The organism is Nocardiopsis yanglingensis, from assembly GCF_045809185.1.
GTDB lineage: Bacteria > Pseudomonadota > Gammaproteobacteria > Xanthomonadales > Xanthomonadaceae > Stenotrophomonas > Stenotrophomonas yanglingensis.
Window position 1 is genome coordinate 19,571 of sequence record NZ_JBJNRH010000012.1, and the last position, 15,728, is coordinate 35,298.

A 15,728-nucleotide genomic window follows, 5' to 3' on the forward strand; every position below is an offset into this window, starting at 1 on the left:
AGCATAGGCTCGGCTCTACCTCAATCCTTGGTAACGCGATTGATCTCGGCCAGGCTGGTCACACCCGCCGCCGCCTTCTTCAACGCCGACTGCCGCAGATCATTCACCCCGATCTGCTGCGCCGCCTCGGCAATCTGCAGTGCATTGCCACCGGCCAGCACGATCGTGGCGATCTCGTCGGTCATCGGCATCACCTGGTAGAGACCGGTACGGCCCTTGTAGCCCTCGGTGCACTCATCGCACCCCACCGCCTCGTACAGCTCAATGCCTGCATCCAGCTGCGCCTGGGTGAAGCCCTCGGCCAGCAGCGCATGCTCGGGCAGATTGGCCGGGCGCTTGCAGTTGTTGCACAACCGGCGCGCCAGACGCTGCGCGATCACCAGCGTCACCGAGCTGGTGATGTTGTACGGCGCGATGCCCATGTTCATCAGGCGCGCGATGGTCTGTGGCGCATCGTTGGTATGCAGCGTGGACAGCACCATGTGGCCGGTCTGCGCCGCCTTGATCGCAATCTCGGCTGTCTCCAGGTCGCGGATTTCGCCGACCATGATGATGTCCGGATCCTGTCGCAGGAACGAGCGCAGCGCCGCAGCGAAGGTCATGCCGCGCTTGTTGTTCTGCTGCACCTGGTTGACGCCAGGCAGGCGGATTTCCACCGGGTCTTCGGCGGTGGAGATGTTGCGCGTCTCATCGTTGAGGATGCCCAGCGCCGTGTACAGCGACACCGTCTTGCCCGAACCGGTCGGGCCGGTCACCAGCACCATGCCATACGGCTTGTGGATGGCCTCCAGGAACAGCTTCTGCTGGTCCGGCTCGTAACCCAGCTTGTCGATGCCCAGCTTGGCCGCGCTGCCATCGAGGATACGCAGCACCACTTTCTCGCCGAACAGGGTCGGCAGCGTGCTGACGCGGAAGTCGATCTGCTTGGTCTTGGACAGGTTGAGCTTGATGCGACCGTCCTGCGGCACGCGCTTTTCGGCGATGTCCAGCTGCGCCATCACCTTCAGGCGCGCGGCAATGCGCTGGTTCAACTTCACCGGCGCGCGCGCCACCATCTTCAGCAGGCCGTCGATGCGCAGGCGCACGCGGTAATCGTCTTCGTAGGGCTCGAAGTGGATGTCCGATGCGCCCTTGCGGATCGCATCGACCAGCACCTTGTTGACGAACTTCACCACCGGGGTGTCGTCGCCCTTGGCGTCGATGCCGGAGTCGCCACCCGCGCTGTCTTCGTCGCCCAGTCCAACGTCGAGGTTGGCCATGCCTTCGTCGTCGCCGCTCAGCGCATCGCCGATGGTGTCGTGGCTGGCATGCCATTGTTCCAGCGTGCGGCGGATCTGGTCCTCATCGACCAGGATCGGCTCCACCACCAGATTGGTATGGAACTTGATCTCATCCAGTGCATGGGTTGGATTGCTGGTGCCGACGAACAGCTTGCCACCGCGTTTGAACAGCGGCAGCACGTTGTGCTTGCGCAGCAGTTCCTCGCTGACCAGACTCATGGCGTTCTGGCTGGCGTCGAACGTGGACACGTCGAACAGCGGCATACCGAACTCGACCGCATTGGCGGCGGCGAGCTGCGAGGCGCTGACCAGCTTGTTCTGCGCGAACCACGTGGGCAGCGGCTGGCGGGCGGCCGTGGCCTTGGCCATGGCGTCGCGGGCGGAGGCCTCGTCCAGGGCACCGTCCTGGACCAGGCGGCGGGCCAGCCCGGTGATGCCGACGAGATTGGCGGTGGTTACGGCATTCATAGAAATCCTTGGCTTACGAGTCATGCATCGCCGGGCACCTTCTAAGGGCACAGCAAAGGGCACCAGAACCTGCCGCTACCTTCAGTAGCAACAAAGCCCTTCAGTCGCACCAACCACCTAGAACGACAGCATGGTTACGATCCGGATTGCCACCAACATGGTAACGTCATCTGAAAGATGCTCGTTCGTCGAAGTCAGCTGCGGTCGCAACTCAATCACGGCACTCTGCAGGAACGCGCTGCTGCTCTCCAGTCTTAACCGAGCATACCCAACTTATTGCTGAATCTCCCCCAAGAGTCGGTGTGAGCAATAGTTCGATTGCGCCCGCGCGATCGGTTGTTGTGACCTTAAGGATACCTTTCCCTTCACATTCGACCTTCTCGACGTTTGTGGTCTTCCCAACAAGTCCCGACATGTTGTCACAGGCGGAAACAGCTAGCCTTGCCTGCGCGGCGATATTCTCTGCAATCAGTGACTTATAAGAGCCCATTCCGACTAGCGCCTCCGCGACACGCGCACGCACGGTATAGTCCTGATAGGCAGGGAGAGCCAGTACAGCCAGAATCGCGACGATAGCGATGACGATCATCAGCTCGATGAGCGTGAAACCTTTATTCATTCCTCTTCCCCTTGAGGATGGCACCCCACATTCCAGCAAAAAAGAAAGCCCCTTCCTCGCGGATAAGGGGCTTTCTTTTCTATATGACCTGGATGGGCAACCGACCCACCCGAGCCCGATTACTCCTTCGCAGCGCCCTTACGGCACTCAGACGGCACGTACTTGTTGTTCGCGTCGCTGGAAACCTCACAGGTCCAGGTGATCACATCACCCGGCACTTCGCCTGCCTTCAAAGCCTGGCCACCGCTCTTGGGGGTCAGCGTAAACGCAACAGCCTTGGCATTGTCCTTCATGCCAACCGAAATGACGCCAGTCGTCGCTGTAACTGCAATGGTATCGACGTTCTTGGTAGCGGCAGTGGTGCTGTCAAAAGCGTAGCCTTGGCCCAAATCGGCGGAGCCATTGCTTGCATTCTCAGCGACAATGGTCTTCGCAGCCGAAGCAAGGGTGAGACCTTCCGAGACGCGTGCGCGCACGGTGTAGTCCTGGTAAGCAGGCAGAGCAATGGCGGCCAGGATGGCGATGATCGCGACAACAATCATCAGTTCGATAAGGGTGAAGCCCTTCTGGTTCTTCATTTGATACATCCCCAAGATAGTGGTGGTTGAGTTCAGTGCACCGGATCGGACCGGGCGACACTGGTTGAGCGGGTCCGGCGCCCTGCGGGTGGATCAACGCAGGTTGCGTGCCAACCCGGGCACGCCTCCCCCTAGATTTCCCCGCGCCCATGATGGCAGCAATTTCGCTGATGGGAACCCCCTTTGACCGAATCTGCGATGGACGCGGCAATGTGACGCGGTACGTCACCTTTCGTCTCGTCAGGTCGAAAACCCTGCGCAGCGTCACGCCAGCAGGCTCCCCGGACGGCCCTGAACCGGCTACCATCGCCGCTCATGATGCCTGCCTGGGGATGGCGGGCCTTGGGGAGCCAACATGTCTGTCAGTCGCACCGCTATCAAGAAAGAGCCAGTAGCGCGTAGTACCTTGGAATTGCAACCGTTTGTCTGGGAGGGGACCGACAGGCGGGGCGTGAAGATGAAAGGCGAGCAATTGGCAAAGAACGCCAACTTGCTCAAAGCCGAACTACGTCGTCAGGGGATCAATCCAGGTCAGGTCAAGGCCAAACCCAAGCCGCTGTTCGGTGCAGCGGGTAAGCCGATCAAGCCCAAGGACATTGCCTTCTTCAGCCGCCAGATGGCGACGATGATGAAGTCCGGCGTGCCGATTGTTTCAGCGCTGGAGATCATCGGCAGCGGGCACAAGAACCCCCGCATGAAGAAGATGGTTGAGAGCGTCCGCACGGACATCGAAGGCGGCTCTTCACTGCATGAGGCCATCAGCAAGCATCCGGTGCAGTTCGACGAGCTCTACCGGAATCTGGTGCGTGCTGGTGAGGGAGCCGGCGTTCTGGAAACCGTACTGGACACGGTCGCTACCTACAAAGAGAACATGGAAGCCCTCAAGGGCAAGATCAAAAAAGCCCTGTTCTATCCGGCGATGGTTGTCGTGGTGGCCTTTGTCGTATCTGCAATCCTGCTGATGTTCGTCGTCCCGCAATTCGAGGAAGTCTTCAAGAGCTTCGGTGCCGACCTTCCGGCCTTCACCCAGATGATCGTGGGGGCATCTCGTCTCATGCTGTCCTGGTGGTGGCTGCTTCTGATCATCCTTGTGGGTGGCGGCGTCGGCCTCCTGATGGCTTACAAGCGCTCCCCCTCGATGCAGCACTCGTTCGATCGCCTGATCCTGAAGGTCCCGGTGATCGGTCAGCTGATGCACAATAGCTCGATCGCCCGCTTCGCCCGCACCACGGCAGTCACCTTCAAGGCCGGCGTGCCGCTGGTGGAGGCGCTGGGCATCGTGGCCGGCGCCACTGGCAACAAGGTTTACGAAGAATCCGTGCTGCGCATGCGCGACGATGTCTCGGTCGGCTATCCAGTCAATATGGCCATGAAGCAGACCAACCTGTTCCCGCACATGGTCATTCAGATGACCGGCATCGGCGAAGAGGCCGGCGCCCTGGACGCCATGCTGTTCAAGGTGGCCGAGTATTATGAGCAGGAAGTCAACAATACTGTGGACGCACTGAGCAGCCTGCTGGAACCGATGATCATGGTATTCATTGGCACCATCGTAGGAGGCATTGTCATCGGCATGTACCTTCCCATTTTCAAACTCGGCGCCGTCGTCGGATAACAAATACATGGCATTTCTCGACCAGCACCCCGGTCTCGGCTACCCCGCCGCGGCCGCCCTGGGACTGCTGCTGGGCAGTTTCCTGAACGTCGTCATCCTGCGGCTGCCCAAGCGGCTGGAGTGGCAGTGGAAGCGCGATGCGCGCGAGGTCCTGGAGGAACCGGACTTCTATGAGCCACCCCCACCAGGGATCGTGGTGGAGCCGTCGCACTGCCCGCACTGCAAGCACAAGCTGAGCTGGTACGAGAACATCCCGCTGTTCAGCTGGATCATCCAGGGCGGCAAGTGCCGGCACTGCAAGGCGCCGATCTCGCTGCAGTACCCGCTGGTGGAGGCGCTGACCTCGGTGCTGGTACTGGCCTGCGTCTGGCAGTTCGGCTTCGGCTGGCAGGGCTTCGGCGCCATCGTGCTGACCTGCTTCCTGATTGCCCTGTCCGGCATCGACCTGCGCACGCAGCTGCTGCCCGACCAGTTGACCCTGCCCCTGATGTGGCTGGGGTTGATAGGCAGCATCGACAACCTGTACATGCCGGCCAAGCCCGCCTTGGTAGGCGCGGCGGTGGGTTACCTGTCGCTGTGGACGGTCTGGTGGCTGTTCAAGCAGCTGACCGGCAAGGAGGGCATGGGCCACGGCGACTTCAAGCTGCTGGCGGCCTTGGGCGCCTGGTGCGGGCTGAAGGGCATCCTGCCGATCATCCTGCTGTCGTCGGTGCTGGGCGCCATCATCGGCTCGATCTGGCTGTACAGCCGGGGCCGTGACCGCGCCACGCCGATCCCGTTCGGCCCCTACTTGGCCGTTGCAGGCTGGCTGTACTTCATGTGGGGCGCGCCACTGGTGGAGCAGTACATGGTGATGAGCGGGCTGCGCTGAGGGAATCTCCCATGAGCCGCTATGTGGTTGGTCTGACCGGAGGCATCGCCTCCGGCAAGAGTGAGGTGACCCGGCGCTTCGAGGCGCTGGGGATCGTGGTGGCCGACGCCGATCTGGCCGCCCGCGCCGTGGTGGCCGCCGGCAGCCCGGCGCTGGCCCGCATTGCCGAGCGTTTCGGCGCCGACATGCTGCTGGCCGACGGCAGTCTGGACCGGGCCCGCCTGCGCGCCCACGTGTTTGCCGACCCGGCGGAGCGGACGGCACTGGAAGCCATCACCCACCCGGCCATCCGCCTGCTGATGCAACAGCAGTGCGAGCAGGCTGAGAGTCCCTATGCGATTGCCGCGATTCCGCTGCTGACCGAGGTCGGTGGGCGGAAGGCCTACCCGTGGCTGGACCGGGTGTTGCTGGTGGATACGCCCGAAGCCGTGCAGCACGCCCGGCTGATGCAGCGCGATGGCATTGATGCTGCGCTGGCCGACCGGATGATTGCTGCGCAGGCCAGCCGCGCACAGCGCTTGGCGCTGGCCGATGATGTGGTGGTCAATGATGGGCAGCCGGAGGACCTGCAGGTGCAGGTGGAACAGTTGCATGCGCGGTACCTGGGGTTGGCCGGGGGTTGAGGCCTGGTTGCCGGCCAGCGGCCGGCACTACCGAAGTGCATCCACGCATGGCGTGGATCTACCAAGCAACTCCACGCATGGCGTGGATCTACTCCAGCTGCAGGCGGGCGTAGCGGGCGAGTTCGCGGGCGCCCAGCAGCAGGCCGTCGACCACATCGGGATTGAGCTGCTGGCGGGCACCGCCCTGCTCTCGCGCGATTTCGGCGGCGTGCAGTAGCTGGATCAGGGTGTTCAGGCCGGCAAGCGTGCGGCTGAGGCCGGCCATCGTGGCTGCCTGCGCCGGGCTGGCCCCCTGCACGTCCAGCCGCTGGCCGTCGGCGGCGTCGCGGCCATCCATACGCGCCAGCAGGGCGGGCAGCAGGTCCTTGGGGTCATCCAACAGAACCTCGACACGCTCGGCGACATCGGCAGGCAGCAGGTTGGCGGCGTCGCCGATAAGGGCGTGCAGCTGGGGGAACAGCGGGCGGGTGGACATGGTGGAGCTCCTCGCAGACGGCAGGCCACCTGCAGATGCAAGGTGGCGGACGGTGCGGGTTGGCGTACCGGAGACCCAACAATCAGCAAAAAAGACTCCAGCGGATTCTGGCGAATCCCCACGCACCGCCCGCCGAAGCAAGGCACGCGGCGCATTTTCCACGACAGGCCGACGCCAGCCGGAAGTTTGCTGAATGTTGGTTTTTTTCAGGACGCCAATCCCGGCCAAGGCACCTGCCCCGGCCAGGTCATCAGGCCATCGCCGCACACGGCGATCTGTAAGGAAATTCCCAAGTGCGGCGCGGGGTTGCCAATGCGTGCGCTGGAACACGCGCAGGGCGCGGCAGCGATCACGCTGGTGTCGTGTTGGGCCAGTGATGCGATGTTCGCGTACAGCGGATTCAGTGGCACAAGCGACACAGGGCGCGATGCAAGATCGGCAGGGTTCGTGCCGACCAAGGTCGGCACCCACCAAAGCAGGGGCCCTTACAACGGCTTCGGCGAGAACGTCAGGGTAGCGATCACGCCGCGCTGGCCACCGGGGCGCACGCTCACCTGCCAGCCGTACAGATCGCACAGGCGGCTGACGATCGACAGGCCGATACCGCCGCCCTGCGAGTGGCCGGCATGGGTGCCGCGGTAGCCACGCTGGAACAGCTTGGCTGCGTCTTCTTCGCTCAGGCCCGGGCCACTGTCGGTTACCGACACCGAATTGGTGCCGACGAACACGCGTACCTCGCCGTCCTGCGAGTACTTCACAGCATTGCCGATCAGGTTGCCCAGCGCCACCGACAGCGCCGCCTCGGGCGCATCGATCACCAGGTTGCGCTCACCTTCCAGCAGCAGCTCCAGCGGCTTGCCACCCAGCTGCGCACGATGCGCGTCCAGCAGCTGCTCGGCCACGCGGGCCACGTTGCTGGTGCCCTGCCCGCGCTCGTTGCGCGACAGCAGCAGCAGCGCGCCGATCAGATCGCTGCATTGCTGCTCGGCACGCTGGATGCGCTGCAGGCGCTGCAGCACCTTTTCGTCCAGGCCGGGCCGGGTCAGCAGCAGCTCGGTGGCACCTCGGATCACCGCCAGCGGCGTGCGCAGCTCGTGGCTGACGTCTGCATTGAACTCGCGGTCGCGCTGCACCACCTCGGTCAGCCGCGAGGAATAGTCGTCCAGTGCCTGGGCCAGCTGCCCCACTTCGTCGTCGGGGAAGCGTGGCGCCAACGGCTCGGGATCACTGGTGCCGCCGCGGTAGGCACGCAGCCGCGCGGCCAGATCCGACACCGGCTTCATCACCTTCGAGGCCGACCACCAGCCCAGCACCAGCGACAGCACGCTGAACACCAGCACCGACAGCACCAGCGCGCGGTTGAGCTGCTTGCCGCCGCGCACGCTGTCGGTCATGTCATAGGCGAGGAAGAACCAGGCGTCGTCGGCCTTGCGCACCGCAAGCTTGTAGGCGTACGGCTGGCCCTGCTCGTCGGTGCCACTCAGGTTGTAGTTGCCATTCTGCAGGTCGGCCCACTGCGGCCAGGATTCGCGGGCCTTGTCGAACTTGTCCGCCGAGTAGGCGTATGCCCGGATCTGCTGCACGGGCACCGCCGGATTGCGCCCCGGATGCTCGTAGAAGCGGCGCGCGTACTCTTCGATGTTGTGGTTGATCACGTCCTCCACCAACTGGTTTTCCACCCGCATGCGGGCCCAGTTGGTGGCGAACGCGAACAGTGTTGTCAGGCAGAAGCCCAACAACACGAACGACACGATGATGCGGCTGCGCAGGCGCCGCCGATAAGGCGTGCGCCGGCGCTCCCCCTTGGTTGCCACCGAATCAGGCTTCCGGGGTGGCGATGCGGTATCCGATGCCATGGCGGGTCTGGATCAGCGGCACTTCAAACGGCTTGTCGACCACCGCACGCAGGCCATGGATGTGCACGCGCAGCGAATCCGAGTCGGGCAGTTCCTCGCCCCACACACGGGTTTCCAGCTCCTGGCGGGTCACCACGGCGGGGGCCGCTTCCATCAGTGCCTGCAGGATCTTCAGCGCGGTCGGGTTGAGCTGCAGCAGCTTGCCCTGGCGGCGCACTTCCAGCGTGTCCAGGTTGTATTCCAGATCGCCGGTTTCCAGCACGCGGGTCTGCACGCCCTTGCCGCGTCGCGACAGGGCGTTCAGACGCACTTCCACTTCCTGCAGCGCAAACGGCTTGATCAGGTAGTCGTCTGCGCCGGAATCGAAGCCGGCCAGCTTGTTGTCCAGCGAATCGCGGGCAGTGAGCATCAGTACCGGGGTCTGCTTGCGCGCTTCATTGCGCAACTTGCGGCAGACCTCGATGCCGTCCATGCCTGGCAGGTTGAGATCCAACACGATCGCGTCGAACTCGTGCACCACGGCCAGGTGCAGACCGGTAACCCCGTCAGCCGCGAAGTCCACGGTGTGCCCCCGGTCCTCCAGGTAGTCGCCCAGGTTGGCCGCAATGTCGCTGTTGTCTTCGATTACCAGGATTCTCACTGTCACCTCTAATTGACGATTTTGCCGACGTGCTGAGCCTTGCTCAGATCGTGCTGTGCCTTGTCCTTGTACCGCTCACGCTCGGCGACGGTCATGCACTGTGTGGTGGACCGGTTCGAACCGATGACCTTTTCACGTTGGCATATTAGACGACTATCTTCACGCGCCTGTGTCAAAACCGTGTTCACGATCTCCTGATCGTTGAAGACATCGGTTCGCACCTGTTCAGGCATGGCATCACGGTTCGGATGCTGCTCGACGGCGGTGCGCATGCGTACCAGCGCCTCGCGCACACGGCTGCGATCGGCCGGCTTCAGTTCGCTGTAGGTCTTGCCATCATTGAGCTCGACTTCGATGCGTTCGATCTGCTGCTGCAGCGGTTTGCCCGGGATGAAGACCTCACCGGCCCGCTTGGAGGCCGCGACGGTGGTGGCCAGGGTCAGTCCCAGGATCAGGACTGCAGGTATCAGAAGAGGCTTCATGACAAACGAATCCTTGTTTGGGTTGAATGCCGACTGTATTCGCACCGCCTTCACGCCAGCAAGTGCCAACCGCCGGGGCGGCGGACGGCCTAGCGGTTGCCGGGCGGGCTGAAGTTGTTGAAGGTCCGCTGGTCATGGATCAGCGCCTTGCCCTTTTCTTCGATGCGCCGCCGCTCGGCCACGCTCAGGCAACGGCTTCGGGGCATGTTGCTGCCGGTGGTGCGGGTGTGCTGGCAGATCTGCCGGCTGTCCTCGTGGGCACGGGCCAGAACGGTGTTGATCCGTTCCTGATCGTTGAAGACCTCGGCCTGCACCTGTGGCGGGAGTTCCTGCAGCGCCTGGTGGTCGCCCATCCGCTGGGTGATGCGGGCCAGAGCCTGCCGCACCTGGGCACGGTCGTCTACGGAAATCTCGCTGTAGTTGCCGTCATCCAGGGCCTTTTCGACCCGCCGCACCTGCTCGGCCACCGGCGTCTGGCGGTCCATCTGCACAACGGGGTTCTCCGGCTTGGCCGCAGCAGTCCCCACCAGCCCCAGCAACAACGCGATCATCGTGATGCGGTACATCGCCAGCCTCCGATCCATCCAGGAACGATGGGGGCACTCTACGGCCGTCACCGGCCCTCCACAAGGGACGCTTCCCCGCCATAAAAAAGACCCAGGCGGTGCCCCCGCCTGGGTCTGAAGTTGTATCCCGATACCGATCCTGCTGAGAGGCAGAGCTGCGGTTCGCTGAAGGCTACGCCGGGGCCGATTAAAGGCGTGTTAAACCCGGGCTCATTCGCCTGTGAGAATCACAAGCAACTGAATAATCAGGGTTTTTTAAGTTTCTCGACGTGTTCGATGATGCGTGTCGCCACGTCCACCCCACAGGCGGCTTCGATCCCCTCCAGCCCCGGCGTGGAGTTGACCTCCAGCACCAGCGGGCCACGCGCGGAGCGGATCAGGTCCACCCCGCATACCGACAGGCCCAGCGCCTTGGCCGAACGCACCGCCACCTGCTGCTCGGCACGGCTGGCCTTGGCGGCCACCGCCGTGCCGCCGGCGTGCAGGTTGGAGCGGAAGTCACCTTCCGGCGCCTGCCGCTGCATCGAGGCCACCACCTGGTCGCCCACCACGAAGCAGCGCAGGTCGGCGCCCTTGGCCTCGCCGATGAACTCCTGCATCAGGAAATTGGCATACAGCCCGCGCAGGGCCTCGACGATGCCGCGCGAGGCGCTGGCCTTCTCGGTGAGGATCACGCCACGCCCCTGGGTACCCTCGTTGAGCTTCACCACGTGCGGCGGCGGGCCCAGCATGGAGAGCAGGTCGACGGTGTCATCGGGGTTGTCGCCAAACACCGTGACCGGCATGTCGATGCCCTTGGCTGCCAGCAACTGGTGCGCGCGCAGCTTGTCGCGCGAACGCAGGATCGCATCGGACGGGTTGGGCGTGCGTGCGCCCATCAGCTCGAACTGGCGCAGCACAGCGGTGCCATAGCGGGTGATGGAGGCACCGATGCGCGGAATGACCATGTCCACGCCGGTCATCGGCCGACCCTTGTAGTGCATCGAGAAGCCATCGGCGGCGATGCGCATGTAGCAGCGCAACGGGTCGAGGATGCGCACGGTGTGGCCGCGCACGCGCGCTGCCTCCACCAGCCGGCGGGTGGAATACAGGGAGCTGTTGCGGGACAGGATGGCGAGCTTCATCGCGGCAGGATCGGGCGGCAGGCGCGCAGCATAGCGCGGGCGTGTGGCGCTGCGATGATGGATGTACTCAGAGCCGCTGGCGCAACAGTGCCGGTGTCAGCTGCGTCATCTTCAACGTCAGCTTCCGCAGCGACGTTGCATTGGCATAGCCAACCCGCTCGGCCACATCCTCCACCGAAAGATCTGTCCGCTCCAGAAGCCGCTGAGCCATCCGCATCCGTACCGTCTGCACCAGCACCCGTGGCGAACTGCCGGTTACCCGATGGACGCGTCGGGCCAGGGTGCGCGCGGTCAGGTGCAGGCGCCGGGCCGCTTCTTGCATGCCCAGAGCATGCGGCAGGCTGGTTTCGATCAACGATTCGAAACGGCGTACGGTGTCGTCATCGTGGTCGGCATCCTGCCAGGCCATGTAGCGAGCCTGGGTGGTGCGGCTGTCCACCAGCAGGAAACGCATGACCGCCTCGGCCACGTCACGCCCGGAGTACTGGCGCACCAGGTGCAGCATCAGATCCATCTGTGCCATGGCTGCCCCTGCCGTGGTCAGTCGACCCTCTTCTGCCACCATGCAGGCCGGATCCAGCCGTGCCTGCGGGAAGCGCCGACGCAGCAGACCCGCCAATGCCCAATGACTGGTGACACGACGGCCGTCGAGCAATCCAGCCTCCCCCAGCACCAGTACCCCCGAACAGCTGGCGCAGACCCTGCCCCCGCGCGCGTGGAAGTGGGCAGCCAAGCGTGCCAGCTGCTGGGCATCCGGCATGGCCAACCGGCGCAATGCAATACCGTCGGTGTAGCGGGCGTCCAGTCCGCATGGCTCGTGCCCGTTGGCATCGAGCATGCCGTCCAGCCCCAGACTGGGAATGACCAGTACGCCGGCAGCCCCATCGCTGATGCTGGACAGCGGATCGGCCTTCAGCGTCATGCCATTGCTCAACCGCAACTGGCGACGGCTGCCCACCACGCGCCAACGCAGCGCCGGCTGGCCGAGGCGCTCGGCCGAGCGATTGGCGAAATCCAGTACATCGAGCGTCGCGCCCACGCTGGCCGCCAACGTCCCGTCGAGCACCGCGATGATGAATTCAGGTTTGTCCATTCTGGATTGTTTTTTGTCAATCAAGACACCTCGCAGTGTAGACCAGCAACGCTTTAATAAGTCACGCGGTCATCACATCGGGGGCTTGAGCAATGCAGACAGAGCCACGCAGCACGGTGTTGATGGGCTCGCCTGCAGTGCTGCCATCACTGTGGCCAGCCTTCGCCCTGTGCCTGTCGATGGCGGTTGCCAACGGCCTGGGACGATTTGCCTACGCACTGCTGCTTCCCGCCATGCGCGAGGACCTGCAATGGACCTATGCGCAGGCGGGTTGGCTCAACACGGCAAATGCGCTCGGCTATGTGCTTGGAGCAGGCACCGCCTATGCGCTTCTGCACCGGGTCAGCGCACGCCGCTTGTTCCAGGCAGGCCTGGGGCTGTGCGTGCTCACTCTCGCCGTGACCGGCGCCAGCGGTGCCCTGCCCTGGCTGAGCACCCAACGCGTGCTCAATGGCGTCGGCGCTGCCTGGGTCTCGGCCTGTGGCAGCACGCTCGTGCTGCTGCACTACCGGCATGCACCCAACCGTCGCGGAGCGGCAACAGGTCTGTTCTTCGGCGGCGCCGGCATCGGGATCATTGCCGCCGGCCTGGCCGTGGCGCCGCTGCTGGCCATCCATGGGGCCGCAACCTGGCCAACGGCGTGGCTGGTGCTGGGGGCTGTTGGGCTCCTCGCCTCGATATGGCCAATGACACTGGCCGGCCGGATACAGGAATCAACCGCCGTCACGGAAGCGCACGACCCTGCGCCGCTGCCACTTCGGCACCTGGGTGCCTGCCTGGCAGCCTACTTCTGCTGGGCCGGTGGCTACATCATCTATCTCACTTTCATTTTCGCGTGGCTGCGCGACCACGGACTGTCCTGGCAGCAGGGCATCGCCGTGTGGACGGTGCTGGGCATCGCAATCCTGTGTTCGGGAATGCTCTGGCGGCGCGCGCTGGGTGCATGGCCTGGCGCGCACGTGCTGTCAGCGTGCTGCGCGGTGTCACTGCTGGGCACGCTGGCACCGTTGCTGGGCGGCACGACGGGCCTGTTTGTTTCCGCAGCGGTGTTCGGCTCAAGCGTCTTCATCGCTGCAGCCGCCATCGCGGTCCTTGTCCGGCAGAACCTGCCCGCGGCGCGCATCGGCCGCGCGATGGCCCTGTTCAACCTCGCCTTCGCCGCCGGCCAGGCCATCGGCCCGGTGGCCGCCGGCGCAGTGGCCGATCGAACCGGTCTGGACGGCGCGCTATGGCTCAGTGCCGCGCTGCATGTCGCCGCCGTCGCCCTGCCGTGGGCGGCACGCGCCCCGCGCGGCGCCGGATGAACCTCACCAGCCTCCAAGGAGCTCCGTGTGCGCATTGTCATCTCCCCGCGATTTTCCGAAGTCGATGTGCTCGGGCATGTCACCAACACTGCACTGCCGGTGTGGTTCGAGCATGGCCGCCTTCCGATCTTCCTGCATTTCAGCCAAACCGGAAACATGCGCGATCTCAGCCTGATCCTGCGCCGTTACGAGATCGACTTCCTGAAACAGATCCGCGCAGAGCACGACGTCGAGATCGACACCCGCATTGATGCGATCGGCCGGTCGTCCCTGTCCATCGTGCAGAACGCCTTCCAATGCGGCCAGCAGGTCGCCAGCGGACGCTGCGTGATGGTCCATTTCGACTACTCCGCCAACGCTGCGCAGGAGATCGACGGCACGCGACGACGCGCCCTGTCGATCTTCTTCACCGAGGAGTTCGCCCAATCACTTGCGATGAAGGAACCATCATGCTGAACAAGACCCACCGCGACACCGAGAGCTTCCTGCGGCAGATCCAGAACGTGCTGCCCGTGTTCGACAGCAATACGCTGCCGCAGGAGCCGCTGCCCAAGGAGCGCTGGGCGCAACTGATGGACGAGGGCATCTGCCTGCCCGCTATTCCGGTGGCGCACGAGGGGCGGCACAACCACCGCGAAATGTGCGAAGTGATTGAAATGATGTCGGAGTACAACCTGCCGCTGGGCATGTACACGATGATCGTAACCGTGCTTTTCCTGCGCAACGTAGCGCTCAGCGGATCGTCCCGGCTGCAGGCCGAGGTCTTCGAGGACTTCCTCGAAAACCCCGTGATCGGTGGCATCGCCTTCACCGAGCCGGAGCATGGCTCGAGCCTGTCGCGCATGAAGACCACCTACGAAGAACAGGATGGCAGCTACTACGTGCGGGGCAGCAAGCATTGGCAGGCCTTCAGCGCGCAGGCCGACTGGTGGATCGTGTGCGCCCGCCAGTACGCCGGAAAACAGTTCGGCTACTTCGTGCACCGGCGCTCGGATGGTGGCTTCGTTACCACCGAGGTCTACGACAGCCTTGGCCTGAAGAACCTGGGGTACGGTCTGAACGAAATCGATATCCGGGTAGCCCCTCACCGGCGGCTCGACAAGCGTCGCACGGGACTGGGCGATACAGCCGAGATCCTGTGCGCGTCGCGGTTCAGCAAGGCGGCGATGTCCAGCGGCTTTCTGCGCCGCCTCTACCGGGAAGCACTGTCGCAGACGCAGAGCCGACAGATCGGCAAAGGCTCCCTGTATGACATCGAATACGTGCGCTACAAAGTGTCGCGCATCCGCAACCACTACGTGATCTGCAATGCGCTTTACCACCACCTTCTGCTTGAAGAAGACTACACCTGCGACATCTCCGGCAGCATGTTCGCCTCCCTTGCCACCAAGGTGCTGTCGTCGGAACTGATGCTGGATTCCGCCATCGACTACCAACAGCTGTGCGGCGGAGAAGGCTACCGCACGGGTGCAGACAACATCGCTGCACACGCCCTGCTGGATGCACGGGTGTACACGATCTTCGATGGAACCAATGATCTGCTGTGCCAACATCTGGCCGACATCGCCCTGCATGAGATGCATGTTGGCGGGTTCGCGAATCTGCGCGACGTCCTGCAGGCCAACCCCTACAGCCGCTTCGCTGCGGCTCAGGCACCCCAGTTCGACGACATCGATACGCAGAACCTCAACCAGGCAGGCCGGGTTGTTCTGGGGCGGATGCTGTCGCGGGTCTTCGGGTTGGATTGCCTGGTGCGCCGCGCACAGCGCCTGCACCAGCTGCCCGGAGCGGGTCTGGTGGCGCGCGACCACGAGTCACAGGCACGCTACGACCGCCGCGACATCCGACAGGCATCAAAACTGCTGATGCTCAATCTCAATGCGCTGCGGGAAGAGCTCGATTACGTGCAGAGCGACGCATGTGCATGAAGCAACGTCGATCATGGACAGTCTTGGCAGGGCCTCGTGGCGCAGCAACGTGGAAACTGCACGTTGAACCACAGGGCTGTGCGGAACCCCGGAGCGTCTGATACTGGCCCGGGCCGCAGGATGGAGCGGGCGATGGGAATCGAACCCACGTCAGTAGCTTGGGAAGCTACAGCTCTACCATTGAGCTACGCCCGCGTTGCGGTGGA

16 protein-coding genes and 1 tRNA gene are annotated in these 15,728 nt (G+C 63.8%); 6 read left to right on the forward strand and 11 right to left on the reverse strand.

What is annotated here, in order from left to right; genetic code table 11:
* Positions 1-20 precede the first annotated feature (20 nt).
* The 3 genes from pilB to ACJ7C5_RS15535 all read right to left on the reverse strand — a co-directional run bounded on the left by pilB (position 21) and on the right by ACJ7C5_RS15535 (position 2,945).
* Entirely contained in the window at positions 21-1,748 is a 1,728-nt protein-coding gene (pilB, locus tag ACJ7C5_RS15525; RefSeq protein ID WP_412704392.1) for a type IV-A pilus assembly ATPase PilB, read from the reverse strand.
* Between the two features lie 211 nt (positions 1,749-1,959).
* The gene (locus tag ACJ7C5_RS15530; RefSeq protein WP_412704393.1) at positions 1,960-2,367 is read right to left on the reverse strand and encodes a pilin; all 408 of its coding nucleotides are present in this window, start codon (positions 2,365-2,367) and stop codon (positions 1,960-1,962) included.
* 119 nt (positions 2,368-2,486) lie between these two features.
* Positions 2,487-2,945, reverse strand: a complete 459-nt coding sequence (locus ACJ7C5_RS15535; protein WP_412704394.1) for a pilin — start codon at positions 2,943-2,945, stop codon at positions 2,487-2,489.
* Between the two features lie 355 nt (positions 2,946-3,300).
* On the opposite strand from ACJ7C5_RS15535, the gene ACJ7C5_RS15540 reads away from it, so the two are divergent.
* The 3 genes from ACJ7C5_RS15540 to coaE are packed head-to-tail and all read left to right on the forward strand — an operon-like array spanning position 3,301 to position 6,054.
* Positions 3,301-4,560 carry a type II secretion system F family protein gene (locus ACJ7C5_RS15540; RefSeq protein ID WP_088026923.1) on the forward strand — a complete coding sequence of 420 codons (1,260 nt, stop codon included), beginning with the start codon at positions 3,301-3,303 and terminating at the stop codon, positions 4,558-4,560.
* 7 nt (positions 4,561-4,567) lie between these two features.
* A complete protein-coding gene (locus ACJ7C5_RS15545; protein WP_049447482.1) occupies positions 4,568-5,431 on the forward strand; it encodes a prepilin peptidase in 864 nt (287 codons plus the stop codon).
* Positions 5,432-5,442: 11 nt separating this feature from the next.
* Positions 5,443-6,054 carry a dephospho-CoA kinase gene (gene coaE / locus ACJ7C5_RS15550; RefSeq protein ID WP_412704395.1) on the forward strand — a complete coding sequence of 204 codons (612 nt, stop codon included), beginning with the start codon at positions 5,443-5,445 and terminating at the stop codon, positions 6,052-6,054.
* 88 nt (positions 6,055-6,142) lie between these two features.
* Here the strand turns inward: coaE and ACJ7C5_RS15555 are convergent, their stop codons facing one another.
* The 7 genes from ACJ7C5_RS15555 to ACJ7C5_RS15585 all read right to left on the reverse strand — a co-directional run bounded on the left by ACJ7C5_RS15555 (position 6,143) and on the right by ACJ7C5_RS15585 (position 12,290).
* Positions 6,143-6,529 carry a hypothetical protein gene (locus ACJ7C5_RS15555; RefSeq protein ID WP_412704396.1) on the reverse strand — a complete coding sequence of 129 codons (387 nt, stop codon included), beginning with the start codon at positions 6,527-6,529 and terminating at the stop codon, positions 6,143-6,145.
* A gap of 485 nt (positions 6,530-7,014) precedes the next feature.
* Entirely contained in the window at positions 7,015-8,343 is a 1,329-nt protein-coding gene (locus ACJ7C5_RS15560; RefSeq protein WP_088026927.1) for a sensor histidine kinase, read from the reverse strand.
* A 4-nt stretch (positions 8,344-8,347) separates the two neighbouring features.
* The gene (locus ACJ7C5_RS15565; RefSeq protein ID WP_005410804.1) at positions 8,348-9,025 is read right to left on the reverse strand and encodes a response regulator transcription factor; all 678 of its coding nucleotides are present in this window, start codon (positions 9,023-9,025) and stop codon (positions 8,348-8,350) included.
* Positions 9,026-9,033: 8 nt separating this feature from the next.
* Complete coding sequence (locus ACJ7C5_RS15570) at positions 9,034-9,507, reverse strand: hypothetical protein (protein WP_412704397.1); 474 nt, start codon at positions 9,505-9,507, stop codon at positions 9,034-9,036.
* Between the two features lie 89 nt (positions 9,508-9,596).
* A complete protein-coding gene (locus ACJ7C5_RS15575; RefSeq protein ID WP_412704398.1) occupies positions 9,597-10,073 on the reverse strand; it encodes a hypothetical protein in 477 nt (158 codons plus the stop codon).
* A 245-nt stretch (positions 10,074-10,318) separates the two neighbouring features.
* Positions 10,319-11,197, reverse strand: a complete 879-nt coding sequence (rimK, locus tag ACJ7C5_RS15580; RefSeq protein WP_412704399.1) for a 30S ribosomal protein S6--L-glutamate ligase — start codon at positions 11,195-11,197, stop codon at positions 10,319-10,321.
* A gap of 67 nt (positions 11,198-11,264) precedes the next feature.
* Positions 11,265-12,290, reverse strand: a complete 1,026-nt coding sequence (locus tag ACJ7C5_RS15585; protein ID WP_093999612.1) for a GlxA family transcriptional regulator — start codon at positions 12,288-12,290, stop codon at positions 11,265-11,267.
* A 179-nt stretch (positions 12,291-12,469) separates the two neighbouring features.
* Here ACJ7C5_RS15585 and ACJ7C5_RS15590 point away from each other — a divergent pair, with 179 nt between their 5' ends.
* Genes ACJ7C5_RS15590 through ACJ7C5_RS15600 form a run of 3 tightly spaced genes read left to right on the forward strand, consistent with a single transcriptional unit; the run spans position 12,470 to position 15,522 of the window.
* Complete coding sequence (locus tag ACJ7C5_RS15590; protein ID WP_412704453.1) at positions 12,470-13,594, forward strand: YbfB/YjiJ family MFS transporter; 1,125 nt, start codon at positions 12,470-12,472, stop codon at positions 13,592-13,594.
* A 27-nt stretch (positions 13,595-13,621) separates the two neighbouring features.
* Complete coding sequence (locus tag ACJ7C5_RS15595; RefSeq protein ID WP_088026932.1) at positions 13,622-14,050, forward strand: acyl-CoA thioesterase; 429 nt, start codon at positions 13,622-13,624, stop codon at positions 14,048-14,050.
* Positions 14,051-14,106: 56 nt separating this feature from the next.
* Positions 14,107-15,522 carry an acyl-CoA dehydrogenase family protein gene (locus ACJ7C5_RS15600; protein WP_412704400.1) on the forward strand — a complete coding sequence of 472 codons (1,416 nt, stop codon included), beginning with the start codon at positions 14,107-14,109 and terminating at the stop codon, positions 15,520-15,522.
* A 121-nt stretch (positions 15,523-15,643) separates the two neighbouring features.
* Here ACJ7C5_RS15600 and ACJ7C5_RS15605 read toward each other — a convergent pair.
* Positions 15,644-15,717 (reverse strand) — tRNA-Gly (locus ACJ7C5_RS15605).
* Between the last annotated feature and the right edge of the window lie 11 nt (positions 15,718-15,728).

Coding starts and splice junctions, on each gene's coding strand:
- pilB (WP_412704392.1), bottom strand. CDS start 1,748: ATGAATGCCGTAACCACCGCCAATCTCGTCGGCATCACCGGGCTGGCC.
- ACJ7C5_RS15530 (WP_412704393.1), bottom strand. CDS start 2,367: ATGAATAAAGGTTTCACGCTCATCGAGCTGATGATCGTCATCGCTATC.
- ACJ7C5_RS15535 (WP_412704394.1), bottom strand. CDS start 2,945: ATGAAGAACCAGAAGGGCTTCACCCTTATCGAACTGATGATTGTTGTC.
- ACJ7C5_RS15540 (WP_088026923.1), top strand. CDS start 3,301: ATGTCTGTCAGTCGCACCGCTATCAAGAAAGAGCCAGTAGCGCGTAGT.
- ACJ7C5_RS15545 (WP_049447482.1), top strand. CDS start 4,568: ATGGCATTTCTCGACCAGCACCCCGGTCTCGGCTACCCCGCCGCGGCC.
- coaE (WP_412704395.1), top strand. CDS start 5,443: ATGAGCCGCTATGTGGTTGGTCTGACCGGAGGCATCGCCTCCGGCAAG.
- ACJ7C5_RS15555 (WP_412704396.1), bottom strand. CDS start 6,529: ATGTCCACCCGCCCGCTGTTCCCCCAGCTGCACGCCCTTATCGGCGAC.
- ACJ7C5_RS15570 (WP_412704397.1), bottom strand. CDS start 9,507: ATGAAGCCTCTTCTGATACCTGCAGTCCTGATCCTGGGACTGACCCTG.
- ACJ7C5_RS15575 (WP_412704398.1), bottom strand. CDS start 10,073: ATGTACCGCATCACGATGATCGCGTTGTTGCTGGGGCTGGTGGGGACT.
- rimK (WP_412704399.1), bottom strand. CDS start 11,197: ATGAAGCTCGCCATCCTGTCCCGCAACAGCTCCCTGTATTCCACCCGC.
- ACJ7C5_RS15585 (WP_093999612.1), bottom strand. CDS start 12,290: ATGGACAAACCTGAATTCATCATCGCGGTGCTCGACGGGACGTTGGCG.
- ACJ7C5_RS15590 (WP_412704453.1), top strand. CDS start 12,470: ATGGCGGTTGCCAACGGCCTGGGACGATTTGCCTACGCACTGCTGCTT.